The following is a 12,340-nucleotide window of genomic DNA, read 5'->3' on the forward strand; positions in this document are numbered from 1 at the left end:
CGGACCGGCGCACCACAGGGCGCACCCGGCCCGTCACACCCCTCCCGGCGCGCCCCGTAGAAAGCGCCTGCGCAGAGTGTGCACCACGGCTCCGACAATCCACCCGCCACTTGTGGCCTTTCCTCGCGGCCGTAACCAGGTCATGACCGGGTCAAGACGATCCGGCTGTGAGGTCGCTGTGGGCTGTTGGCTTTCCCTGGCCCCCGGAGGTGTCACGCGGGCAGCGGATGCGCCCGTTCCGGGTCGTTCAGCGGGGCGAGCAGATCGCCGTGCCGGTCCAGCCGGGCGGCCATGTCCCCGGCGCGGAACACCAGGGCCCCGGCCTCCCGGCACCCCGTGATCTCGTCCCAGGTGACGGGGGCCGAGACGGTGGGCTCGGGCCGGGCGCGCAGGGTGTAGGGCGTGGCGGTCGTCTTCGACGCGGAGTTCTGGCTGAAGTCGACGAACACCTTGCCCGGCCGCAGGGCGCGCTTCATCCGGTGCAGGGCAAGAGCCGGCAGGGCCTCCTCCGCCTCCATGGCGAGCCGCTTCGCGTACGCGGACACCTCGCCGGACGGCGTGGGCTCCAGCGGAACCAGCAGATGCAGCCCCTTGGACCCGGACGTCTTCCCGTACGCCGCCAGCCCGTCGTCCGCGAGCCGCTCCCGCAGCCAGAGCGCCACCGCGCAGCACTCCACGACGGTCGCGGGGGGGCCGGGGTCCAGGTCGAAGACCATCCGGTCGGCGACCCCCGGCGCCCCCGTGCGCCACTGCGGGGTGTGGAACTCCACCACCAGGTTCGCCGCCCACATCAACGAGGCCAGATCGCGCACGACCACCTGTCGCGCCCCCTGGTCCTCGCTCCGGGGGACCGGGGCCGTCTCCACCCAGGCGGGTGTACCCGGTGGCGGATTCTTGGTGAAGAAGAGCTGGCCGCCCGGCCCGTCCGGATACCGCAGGAAGGACACGGGGCGGTCGGCCAGGTGGGGCAGGATCACGCTGCCCACGGTGGCCGCGTAGTAGTGCAGCACCTCGCCCTTGGTCGTTCCCGTGGCCGGATACAGGACCTTGTCGAGATTGCTGAGCGAGACCCGTCGCCCCTCCACCTCGGTGATCGGCGTCATACGATAAGAGTCACACGAAACCAGGCTAAAGCTTCCTTATCCGGCAATCCGGCACAGAGTCCTTCACGGTCAAAGAGTCCTTCACGGTCGACAAGGGGTGAACGGTGAGGTCCATATGGAACGGCGCGATCTCCTTCGGGCTGGTCAGCATCCCGATCAAGCTGGTCAACGCCACCGAGAACCACTCGATCCACTTCCGGCAGATCCACCTCGCCGACGGTGGCCGGATCCGGTACCGCAAGGTCTGTGAACTGGACGAGGAAGAGGTCCAGGGCGGCGAGATCGGCAAGGCGTACGAGGACGCCGACGGCACGATGATCCCGATCACCGACGAGGATCTCGCCCAGCTCCCGCTGCCCACCGCGAAGACCATCGAGATCGTCGCCTTCGTGCCCGCGGACCAGATCGACCCGCTCCAGATGGACGCGGCGTACTACCTCTCCGCCAACGGCGTACCCGCCGCCAAGCCGTACACCCTGCTCCGCGAGGCACTCAAGCGCAGCAACAAGGTCGCCGTCGCCAAATACGCCCTGCGCGGCCGCGAACGGCTCGGCATGCTCCGCGTCGTGGACGACGTGATCGCCATGCACGGACTGCTCTGGCCCGACGAGATCCGCGCCCCCGAGGGCGTCGCTCCGGACGGTGACGTCACGGTCCGCGACGCCGAACTCGACCTGGCGGACGCCCTGATGGACACGCTCGGCGAGGTCGACATGGACAGCCTCCACGACGACTACCGGGAAGCGGTGGAGGAACTCATCGCAGCCAAGGCCTCCGGCGAGACCGTGCGCCCGGCCGAGTCCGGGGACACCGGCGGCGGCAAGGTCATCGACCTGATCGCCGCCCTGGAGAACAGCGTGCAGGCGGCGAAGAAGTCCCGGGGCGAGGCGGGGGACGGGGCGGAGGGCGACGGCGAGATGGCCGACGTGCACCCCATCAAGAAGACGTCCGGAAAGCCGTCGGCGTCGGGGAAGTCTTCCGCGCAGACCACGAAGAAGAGCTCCGCGGCGGCGAAGAAGTCCCCTTCCAAGTCCGCTCCCAAGTCCACGTCGACGACGAAGAAGGCCACCGCGAAGAAGACGACGAAGACGGCGGCGAAGAAGCAGACGTCGTCGCGCGGCGGCACCGGGGCGAAGAAGACGGCGTCGTCCCGCAAACGCGCCTCGGCCTGACAGGACTGCCGCCCCCGGTCCCCGCTGTCCGAAGCCCCCCGTACGCTACGGCCCATGAGCGAAGAGGTCCCCTCGGGACGGGTGATCGACGGCCGTTTCACGCTGGTCGAGCGGCTCGGCAGCGGTGGCATGGGCATGGTCTGGCGGGCCCGCGACGAGGCGCTCCACCGCGACGTCGCGCTCAAGGAGGTGCGGCCCCCGGACCCAGCGCTCGCGGAGTACGACCCCGAGGGCGCCCGCACCCTGCGCGCCCGGGTGCTCCGTGAGGCCCGCGCCCTGGCCCGGGTCGACCACCCCAACGTGGTCACCGTCCACCACATCGTCGACCCCGGCGAGGACGGATACCCGTGGATCGTGATGGAGCTGGTGGCCGGCTCCTCCCTGCACGACCGGCTCGCCACCGGCCCCATGGAGCCCGCCTACGCCGCCGAGCTGGGGCGCGGCATCCTCTCCGCCCTCCGCGCCGCCCACGCGGCCGGGATCCAGCACCGGGACGTCAAGCCCGCCAACGTCCTGCTGCGCCCCGACGGCCGCCCCGTCCTCACGGACTTCGGCATCGCCGCCATCCGCGAGTCGACCAGCCTCACCATGACGGGCGCCCTCATCGGCTCGCCCGACTACATAGCCCCCGAGCGCATCCGGGGCACGGAGGGCGACCCGTCCTCCGACCTCTGGTCGCTCGGCATGATGCTGTACGTCGCCGTCGAGGGCCGCCACCCGCTGCGCCGGGCCACCACCCTCGCCACGCTGGCCGCCGTGCTCGACGAGGAGATCCCGCCGCCGGTACGGGCCGGGGCCCTCGCCCCGGTGCTGAGCGCCCTCCTCACCCGGGACATCCCGGCCCGCCCGGCCGCGGAGACCCTCGACCGGCTGCTGGCCGAGGCCGCACGGGGCGGCGGGAGCACGCCCCCGACCCCCACGGAGCGTGTACGGGAACGGCCCGCCTCCGCGCACCCCGGATCCGTACACGCCGCGCCCACGCAGTCGGCCACCCCGCCGCCGCGACCGGGGCCCGGGTTCGCGTCCCTCGGAGCCCCGGAGGACCGCGTCCCGACGGGCTACGGCACCCCGCCCCCCGCTTCCGATGCCGCCTCGCGGGAGCGCGGCCGCCGCATCGAGCGCCGGGTCTGGCGGATCAGCGCCGCGTCGTCCGTCGTCTCGGCCGTGGTGATCGCGGGCGCCGTCCTCTGGACGGCCGGTGCCTTCTCCACCGAGAGCTCCGGCGGCGACGACCTCCCGCGCGACCGGGCGAGCGCACCCCAGGTCCCGGCCCACACGCCGGACCCGATCGCCGACGGGTCCGACGGGTCCGACGAGCAGGACGCACCGGAGGCGGAGACGGCGAACCTCCTGACCCCGGACGGCGCGCGGACCGCGATCGACGCGCTGGAGCCGCTCATGGGCGGAACGAGGGTCACCGACTTCACGCTCTACGGCGAACACGCCTCCGCCGAGGCGCCGCTGAAGTCCAACGCCGCGCTGTACGACCGCTTCAGCTACCGCGACGGCCGGGCGGAGAACGACGACATGGGCGGCACCCTGATGTCCGGGTCCACGACGGTCGACCTGGACTCCGTCGACTGGGACGCGCTGCCCGCCCTGCTGAAGACGGCGGAGCAGACGCTCAACGTCGAGAAACCGGAGAGCAGTTACGTGATCGTGGACCCCTCGTCGCCCTTCCACGACGACCGCCCGGTGCTGCGCGTGTACGTCTCCGACGCGCACGGCGGCGCCTTCCTCACCGCCGAACTGGACGGCCGGGTCATCGAGAAGAACCCGCGCCCCAAGGGCTGACCACCGGCTGGATCGGATCGGGCAGCAGCGGGAGGTCCAGGTCGAAGGGGCTCCGCTCGATGACGTACGTGCAACTGGTGTAGGTGTAGCCCGGCTGGACCCTGGTCCCGGAGGAGTGGCTGTCCACTCGGGCGGTCGCGCCCGTGCCGTGCTTGTAGAGGAAGTGGTACTCCCCGGAGGGCAGTTGGAGCCGGGCCTTCGGGTAGTTCCTGCCGCTCGCCTTGCAGGCCCGCCGCGGCCCCTCGGATGCGCTGTACCGCTCGCAGCCCGCGCAGGCCCTCAGCGTGACGGTGCCGGTGACGGGCCCGGTGTAGAGGACCTCGACCGTGTTCGGCGCGTCATTGCTGATGACCAGCTCCATCCGGGCCCCGCCGGGCCGCTTCGACGGCGGCAGCCGCTTGCCCGCGGCCGGCCGGTCGTCGGCTATCTCCGCGGCTATCGCGATGTTCCGCGCCTGCCGCACCCGCCCGTCACTCTTGTACGTCGCCGCGAAATCGGTCAGCGTCGTGCGCGCGGCGCCGAACTTCTCATCCTTGAACTGGTCGACCCCGCAGGCGTACACCCCGTCCACGACCCCCTCGTCGGCGTCGGCGCCCAGCTTCTTCACGCTGTCGTCGGGCAGCCGGGACGCGGTGGCGCCGAGGCCGCGCAGCACCTCGGTGGCCGTACACGGCTCGGCTCCCTTCAACGCCGCGACCTGGTCCTTGATCCGCTCGTCGATCGCGGGCGCGACCCGCCGCGCGGAGGCGGACCCGGGAAACGTACGCAACAACTGCCCCAGCTCCGCACCGCCGTCACCGCCACCACTGCTACCGCTCCCCGCCCCGCCCAGACGCGAGACGCCGCACGCGTAGAGCGACTCGGCGAGCGGTGTGTCGGGCCAGGCGGCCAGCTCGCCCAGCACCTTCTTGTCCACCGAGTCCGGCAGCGTCCGCAGATACGTCAACGGCGCGACGGCCTCGCAGTGCCGCTTCTTCGCGTACGGGGCCAAGACGGCGTCGTAGTACGCCTTCAGCCGGTCCGGGACGAGCTTCGCGGCCCGGGACCCGGGATGGTCCTCGCCGAGCGCGCGATAGACGTCGAGGGCCTTGGCGTACTCGCCCTTCGCCGCCTCGAACGGCTGCCCCGAGGCGGTGGCGACCCGCTCGTCCCCGGCCTCCAGCCGATCCAGCAGCATCTGCTCCCGCGCCTCGTCCCGCGCGGAGCCGTACACCGCGGCCCCACCCGCCGGCACGGCCAGCAGCACCACGCCGAGCCCGACCGCAAGACCGGGCCGCCACGCCCCGCCCACCGCCGCACGCCGGGCGATCCGGCCCCCGTCGACGGCGGCGAGCACCAGGACCAGCAGATACCCGACGAGCACACCGGCGGGCACCCCGTCCGGATCGGCGGGCAACGCCACCCACAGCAGCACCGCCGTGGCCGCCCAGCACACCGCGGCCCGCCCCCAGCGCCCCAAGAGGGCGTAACCGAGCCCGAGCCCGGTCAGGTTGAGCAACGCGGCGGCGGCCGCCCGTAACGGCGCACCGGGCGGCGGCGGCCCGACGGACGGCGCGTGGGAAGGCGGAGGCGGCACCGTCCCGTCGCCCCCGGACCCGTACCCCGCAACGCCGTAACGATCACCGGACTCCATAACGGTCCCCCACCGCCGAGCCGAAAAAGTCACCGGGAATCTGCCCCGTTCCGTCACCGGTCACGCACGGTCGCGGCAGCCTCTTCGTGCGCCGGACCACCGCCGCCCCGGCCCACCCTCTAAACTGCCGAACGCCGCAACTGGCGCGCGCCCCGGCAGGGGCGCTCCGTGGAACCGACCACGAGGAAGCGGCGCACCCCGGGCGTGCCCGGGGCGTCATCTCCGGAGAGCCGTCCGCCTGGGCATCCGGGTCCACGCCGCGTACAGCGGCCGACCCGGAAGGACGTCTTCCATGGCCACCCGGTCCACCATCGGCACCGCCCCCGCCACCACGCCCCGCCACCCGGCCCTCACCGCGTCCGACCCGGAACTGGCCGCCCTGATCGGCGCGGAGGAGCAGCTCCAGGCCGACACCCTGCGCCTGATCCCCAGCGAGAACTACGTCTCCGCCGCCGTGCTCGAAGCCTCGGGCACCGTGCTCCAGAACAAGTACTCCGAGGGCTACCCCGGCAAGCGGTACTACGAGGGCCAGCAGGTCATCGACCAGGTCGAGACCCTGGCGATCCGCCGTGCCCAGGCCCTCTTCGGGATGGACCACGCCAACGTCCAGCCGTACTCCGGCTCCCCGGCCAACCTCGCCGCCTATCTGGCCTTCCTCCAGCCCGGTGACACCGTCCTCGGCATGTCCCTCCCGATGGGCGGCCACCTGACGCACGGCTGGGACGTCTCGGCCACCGGCCGCTGGTTCCGCGGTGTCCGGTACGGGGTCCGCCGGGACACCGGCCGGATCGACCTGGACGAGGTCCGCGACCTGGCCCTCGCGGAACGGCCGGGGCTCATCTTCTGCGGCGGTACGGCCGTTCCCCGCACGATCGACTTCGCGGGCTTCGCGGAGATCGCCCGGGAGACGGGTGCCGTCCTGGTCGCGGACATCGCGCACATCGCCGGCCTGATCGCGGGCGGTGCGCACCCCTCGCCCGCCGGTCACGCGGACGTCGTCTCCACCACCACCCACAAGACCCTGCGCGGCCCGCGCGGCGCGATGCTGCTCTCCACCGCCGAACACGCCCGCGCCATCGACCGCGCGGTCTTCCCCGGCCTCCAGGGCGGCCCGCACAACCAGACCACGGCCGCCATCGCGGTCGCCCTCGGCGAGGCCGCCACCGCCGGGTTCTGCTCCTACGCCCACCAGGTCGTGGCCAACGCCCGCGTCCTGGGGGAGGAGTTGGCCGCGCGCGGCTTCGACCTGGTCTCCGGTGGCACCGACAACCACCTGGTGCTGATCGACCTCACGAACAAGGACGTCCCCGGCAAGACCGCGGCCAAGGCCCTCGACCGCGCGGGCATCGTCGTCAACTACAACACCGTCCCCTACGACCCCCGTAAGCCCTTCGACCCCTCAGGCATCCGGATCGGCACCCCGGCCCTCACCTCCCGGGGCGTCCCCGCCTCCGCGATGGGCACGGTCGCCACCTGGATCACCACAGCGGTCGACGCGGCACGCACGGGCGACGAGGCGGCGATCAGGAAGGTACGGGGAGAGGTGAAGGAGCTATTGGACGCGTATCCGGCACCCGGGCTGCCGGTCGGCTGACGAGGCACTCTGTGCGCCTTCTTCACCTGATCTCCGCCCGCCCAACCTCCCTCTGTGGCACCGTGGATCGACTGATGACCCGGGTGTCCGGGCATCCGCGTAGGGGGGATTTCCATGCGACTTCGTACCGCCGCGGCCTCGGCCGCCCTCGTCCTGTGCGCCACGGCGGGCCTGGCGGCCTGTTCGTCCTCGCCGGGCAGCGCGGACGCCGAGCGGCCCGCCGCCCCGACCGCACCGGCCTCCGTGGAAGGTCTCGCGGAGAACATCGAGACGGGCAAGCTCGCGACGGAGCCGCCCGAGCTGAACGAGCAGAGCGTGGCGGGCCCCGAGAAGTGCGCCCGCTCCGCCGCCGACATTCCGGCGGAGTGTGCCGTCGACCCCTCGTTCGCCGAAGTCACCGAGGGCGAGCGGGCAGCCGAGCCGCCCACCCTGCCGTGAGCGCATTCCCGCTGAGCGGGTGAGGGAACCGGAACGGGAGGGCGGGCACACGACGGTGTGCCCGCCCTCCCGTTCCGCGTACCGCACCGCCGTCGGCGTCCGTGCGACCGCCGGGATCGTCGGCCTTATCACAGGCACCGCTGACCACTTGCGTCACAGGGCCCTTCCTTCCGTCACAGCGATCTCTTAGTCTCACAGCCTGTTCACAATTGATAATTGATGATCTCGCTACAGAGGTCAGGCGCGGGGGTAGTGAAGCATGCGTGAAAACTGGCGCTCGAAGTTGAGCGTTCTCGCCGGGGCGTCGGCACTCGCCCTCTCGGCTGTCACCGCGACGCCGGCGCTCGCCGACGACGCCCCGGAGACCCCCGTGGAAATCCAGCTGCCCGCCGACGTGCAGATCGTCGAAGGCCTCGCCACGGAACCCGGCGCGGAGATCCCCTTCCCGGCGGACGAGGACGAGACGACGGGACCGGCGGGCGCGATGGCCGCCAAGGCCGCCCCGCCGTCCAACACCTGCCTGGGCGCGACCGCCGTCTACGGCACCAGCGGGTGCTTCCAGCACAACGGCGACATCGTCTGGGCGGGCGACACCAAGAAGGACGGCATGTCCGCGGCCGTCGGGGTCTACACCGACTACGGGCGCGCCGCGGAGGTCTGCGTCAACAAGCTCGGTGTGAACACCTGGGCGACCTGCAACAAGGACTACCGCGAGACCGGCAACGTACGCCTGCGCGTCCTGCGCTACGACGGCGACACCGGCAAGTTCTACCAGCCCGAGGCCTGGTCCGGCTGGATCCCGGTCGACGGGAAGTTCTGATCACGTCCCGCTGTGAGGGCGAGCCGGACCACACGTCGCTCGCCCTCGCCCGGCCACGCGGGTGCCGCTACGGGGCCGGTACGGATGACGGTGGGAGCAGGCGCTCGAAGCAGAGCGAGTCAGGCACCTGGGCGTACGCACCGAAGTTGGGGATCCGCCGGTAGCCGGAGCGCGTGTAGAAGCGGACGGCGTCGGGCTGCGCGGGGCCGGTTTCCAGCCGCAGCCGGGTCCAGCCCCTGGCCTGCGCCCACTGCTCCAGCGCCGCCAGGACGGCGGGAGCCACACCGGTGCCGCGCCGGTCCGGCACCACGAACATCCGCTTGACCTCGCCCGACCGCTCGTCCAGGGCGCGCAGCCCGCCGCAGCCGACGGCGGTTCCGTCGGCCGTCCGGGCCACGACGAACACCGCGATGTCGGATGCGGAAGGCGCGCTGCCCGACTCGCTGTCAGGGGTGCCGTACCGCTCGGCCATCTCGGCGCGCTGCCGGGCGCGCAGCATTGCGGCGTCGGGGTGGTCCCAGGCGACGGGTTCGATGTCCATGCGAGGATTCTGCACCCCGGCGGGAGTTGACGAAGTCGGCCGGGACCTGACGGCGTCGGGTAAGGAGCGTGTCGCGTCCCGCGTCCTGTCCCTAGCCTCAAGGAATGATCAGTGCTGAAGCCGGCCGCGTGCTCGCCGACCTCGCCGCGGAGGGGGTGTACCCCTGGCTGGTGTGGGACGACGCGCTGCCTCCCGGCCCCGAGGTCACCCGGCAGGGGTGGCGGGGTATGCGCATGTCGCCCGGCGCGCCACTCGCCGCGGTGCGGGCCGCCTGCGACGTCCTGCGCGACGTCGACGGATTCGTGAGCATGCCGGTGGGGGCGCCGGCCGACCGCCGCGAAGCGTCGCCCGGCGACTGGATAGCGTCCGCCCGGGTGTTGCGGGGCGGGGTCGACCGGCCGAATCTGCTGGTCGGCCTGCCGGCTGACGCCACCGGGATCCGGGCCCTGGTCGGATGCCTCGAGGAAGGCATCTCGGTCGACTCCTCCCCTTGCTACACGGTCGAGCAGTACGCAGAGGTGCTGGACGCCCAGCTCACCGGCCTGGAGAGGGCGTTGTCGGCGGGCGTCGAACCGAGTGCGCCGGTGGTGGCGGCCTCCTGCGCCGTGGGGGTTCTCGACGCGGAGGTCGACGTACGCCTCACCCGGCTCTCGGGCGGAGAACCGCACACCCTGCACGGTACGGCGGGGCCGGCCACCGCCCAGCTGATCTACCGGCTGAGGGAGAAGCGGCTGGCCGGGGCGCGGTGGCGGGCCCTGAGCAGCGCGGGGGCCCGCCTGCCGAAGCTCGTGTGGACGGATACGGGCTCCGGCCACATCCCGGCGCTGGTCGGCTGGAACACCGGACACGCGCTCACCGCGGAGATGGCCGAGGCGGCGGCCGTCGGGGGCGGTCTGCGCGGAGACACCCTCCTGGGCTGCGACGCACCGGCGGCTCGCGCCCTGGACGCCCTGGCCGGGCAGGGCGTCCAGGTGGCGGCGGTCGGCGCGGAGTTGCTGCGCCGCCATCGCCAGGGCCTGTCGTCGAACTGCCGCCTGCCGCGCGACGACAGGCCCTAGCAGGCGGGCACAACGAGCCGCTCCGGAACGGGCGGCCGCTCTCCGACGGGCGGTGCGGACAGGGCCGCGCGGTCCGGGAAGGCCGCGCCAGTCAGGGCGAGGAGAGGGGCGGCTTTGACCGCCGTCTCCTCGAACTCCGCCGCCGCGTCCGAGAGTGCCACGATCGCCCCGCCCACCCCGTACCGCACCCGGCCGGGCGTGACCACGGCCGTACGGATGACGACGCTGAAGTCGGCCGCACCGGAGAGCGACAGATAGCCGATCGCCCCGGAGTACACCCCGCGCGGGCCGCCTTCGAGGCGATCGATGATCTGCATGGTGCGGATCTTGGGCGCCCCCGTCATGGAGCCGCCGGGGAAGGCCGCGCGGAGGCATCCCACCGGGGTGCTGTCCGGGTGGAGGCGGGCGGTCACGGTACTGACGAGCTGATGGACGGTCGCGTACGTCTCCACCCGGAAGACGTCGTCGGCCCGGACGGAACCGACCTCCGCGCACCGGCCGAGATCGTTGCGTACGAGATCCACGATCATCAGGTTCTCGGCGAGATCCTTCTCGTCCGTGAGCAGGCTCGCGGCGAGGGCGGCGTCCTCGGCGGGGGTGGCGCCGCGCGGGCGGGTGCCCTTGATCGGGCTGGACTCGATGTGCCCCTCCGCCGAGATGCGCAGGAACCGCTCGGGCGAGGTGGAGAGCACCGACACGTCACCGAAGCTCAGCAGGGCGCCGAACGGGGCGGGGCTGGTGCGGCGCAGAAGGCGGTACGCCTCCCACGGGTCGACGGTGCTGTCGGCCTCGGCCATGTTGGTCAGGCAGATCTCGTAGCTCTCGCCGGCCGCGATCTCCTCGTGACACGCGGCGATCAGGCCGAGGTAGGCGGCACGGTCGTGACGCAGCCGGATCTCCGGGGAGCCGGCGGGAGCCGCGGGGGGAGCCGCCGGGGCCGCCCCGGACAGGGCCGAGAGCCGGGAGCGGGTGTGCTCCAGCCAGGCGAGGGCGGCCTCCTCCCCGTCGTCGTCGCGTCCGGTTCCGGGCTCGGCGAGGGCGAGCAGATGGGTGGTGCCGGTGAGGTGGTCCACGACCAGGGCGCGGTCCGCGAAGACCATGGCGGCGTCGGGCTCCTCGGAGCGGTGGACGGCGTCCCCGCCGCACTCGGCCTTCAACTCGTAACCGAGGTAGCCGGTCCAGCCGAGGGCGAAGTCGCAGGGCAGCGGCGGGACATCGGTGTCGAGCGCGGCACAGTCACGGTCCAGCCATGCGAGGAACCCGCTCCTGACGGTCTCCGGCGACCCCGGGCCGTTCGACCGCACCGTGACCGTTCCGGCGGACACATCGGCGGTCGCCACCCTGGCGAGCGGACCCGAGGCGTCGCCCATGATCGAGAACCGGCCGCTGCGCCCGCCGTCGTGACGGCTGCTGTCCAGCCAGAACGCGTGGTCGCCGCCACGGAACAGCCGGTCGTAGGCCGTCTCGTCGTCGCAGCCGGTCGGTACCTCGGCGGTCAGGACCCGCAGGGAGCGCCGGGGTTCGGCCGGGTCGCGGCGGGCGACGGGCGCCGGGTTTCCGCCGTGCAGGAGAACTCTCGCGCGGTTACCGCTCCGGTAGTCCCGGGTCAAGCGGTCGAAGTTGGCGAGCAGCTCATGACCGTACTGGCTGCGGATCGACTCCGGGTGGAACTGCACGCCCCACTGCGGGCGGTCCCGGTGGCGCAGTCCCATCACCACACCGTCCGGCGTCCACGCGGTGACCTCCAGTTCCTCGGGCAGGTCGGTGACGGTCAGCGAGTGGTAGCGCACCGCCTCGAACGGGGACGGCAGCCCGGCGAACAGGCCCTGCGACTCGTGCAGTACGGGCGACGTGCGGCCGTGCCGGGGCTCCGGCGCCCTGCGCACGCTCGCTCCCCCGGAGATGCCGATCCCCTGGTGCCCCAGGCAGATGCCCAGCAGCGGAAGGGAGGAGCGGTCGATGATCTCCGCCGAGATGCCGAAGTCGGCGGAGCGGACGGGATGGCCGGGGCCGGGCGATATGACTACGTTGTCAAACCCTTCGAGGAGCGACGGATGCCACGACGGGTCGTCGTTGCGGACGACGACCGGCTCCTGGCCGCCCACCCGGGCCAGGTAGTGGAAGAGGTTGTAGGTGAAGGAGTCGTAGTTGTCGACGAGCAGCGAACGCATGACGGTGTCTGATTTC

General features: G+C 72.5%; 10 protein-coding genes. 6 read left to right on the forward strand and 4 right to left on the reverse strand.

What is annotated here, in order from left to right:
* Positions 1–212 precede the first annotated feature (212 nt).
* Positions 213–1,103, reverse strand: a complete 891-nt coding sequence (ligD, locus tag WQO_RS24470; protein ID WP_010060229.1) for a non-homologous end-joining DNA ligase — start codon at positions 1,101–1,103, stop codon at positions 213–215.
* Between the two features lie 104 nt (positions 1,104–1,207).
* Here ligD and ku point away from each other — a divergent pair, with 104 nt between their 5' ends.
* Both ku and WQO_RS24480 read left to right on the forward strand, forming a co-directional pair.
* Positions 1,208–2,275, forward strand: coding sequence for a non-homologous end joining protein Ku (ku, locus tag WQO_RS24475; RefSeq protein WP_010060227.1), 1,068 nt, complete (start codon positions 1,208–1,210; stop codon positions 2,273–2,275).
* A gap of 54 nt (positions 2,276–2,329) precedes the next feature.
* Positions 2,330–4,069: a serine/threonine-protein kinase gene (locus tag WQO_RS24480; RefSeq protein WP_237274161.1), complete on the forward strand. Its 1,740-nt coding sequence runs from the start codon at positions 2,330–2,332 to the stop codon at positions 4,067–4,069.
* Here the strand turns inward: WQO_RS24480 and WQO_RS24485 are convergent.
* The gene (locus tag WQO_RS24485; RefSeq protein ID WP_029182244.1) at positions 4,038–5,702 is read right to left on the reverse strand and encodes a hypothetical protein; all 1,665 of its coding nucleotides are present in this window, start codon (positions 5,700–5,702) and stop codon (positions 4,038–4,040) included. The two genes, WQO_RS24480 and WQO_RS24485, sit on opposite strands and share 32 nt — an antisense overlap.
* A 292-nt stretch (positions 5,703–5,994) precedes the next feature.
* Here WQO_RS24485 and WQO_RS24490 point away from each other — a divergent pair, with 292 nt between their 5' ends.
* The 3 genes from WQO_RS24490 to WQO_RS24500 all read left to right on the forward strand — a co-directional run bounded on the left by WQO_RS24490 (position 5,995) and on the right by WQO_RS24500 (position 8,554).
* Positions 5,995–7,296, forward strand: coding sequence for a serine hydroxymethyltransferase (locus WQO_RS24490; protein WP_010060221.1), 1,302 nt, complete (start codon positions 5,995–5,997; stop codon positions 7,294–7,296).
* A 114-nt stretch (positions 7,297–7,410) separates the two neighbouring features.
* Positions 7,411–7,734, forward strand: a complete 324-nt coding sequence (locus WQO_RS24495; protein ID WP_010060219.1) for a hypothetical protein — start codon at positions 7,411–7,413, stop codon at positions 7,732–7,734.
* A 259-nt stretch (positions 7,735–7,993) separates the two neighbouring features.
* Positions 7,994–8,554, forward strand: a complete 561-nt coding sequence (locus tag WQO_RS24500) for a hypothetical protein (protein ID WP_010060218.1) — start codon at positions 7,994–7,996, stop codon at positions 8,552–8,554.
* A 67-nt stretch (positions 8,555–8,621) separates the two neighbouring features.
* Here the strand turns inward: WQO_RS24500 and WQO_RS24505 are convergent, their stop codons facing one another.
* Positions 8,622–9,095, reverse strand: coding sequence for a GNAT family N-acetyltransferase (locus WQO_RS24505; protein ID WP_010060217.1), 474 nt, complete (start codon positions 9,093–9,095; stop codon positions 8,622–8,624).
* A 104-nt stretch (positions 9,096–9,199) separates the two neighbouring features.
* Here WQO_RS24505 and WQO_RS24510 point away from each other — a divergent pair, with 104 nt between their 5' ends.
* Entirely contained in the window at positions 9,200–10,153 is a 954-nt protein-coding gene (locus WQO_RS24510; RefSeq protein WP_107115837.1) for a transaldolase family protein, read from the forward strand.
* Here the strand turns inward: WQO_RS24510 and pabB are convergent.
* Positions 10,150–12,324, reverse strand: coding sequence for an aminodeoxychorismate synthase component I (pabB, locus tag WQO_RS24515; protein ID WP_010060214.1), 2,175 nt, complete (start codon positions 12,322–12,324; stop codon positions 10,150–10,152). The two genes, WQO_RS24510 and pabB, sit on opposite strands and share 4 nt — an antisense overlap.
* Positions 12,325–12,340 lie beyond the last annotated feature (16 nt).

The sequence above is a fragment of the Streptomyces globisporus C-1027 genome, assembly GCF_000261345.2.
Classification (GTDB): Bacteria; Actinomycetota; Actinomycetes; order Streptomycetales; family Streptomycetaceae; genus Streptomyces; species Streptomyces pakalii.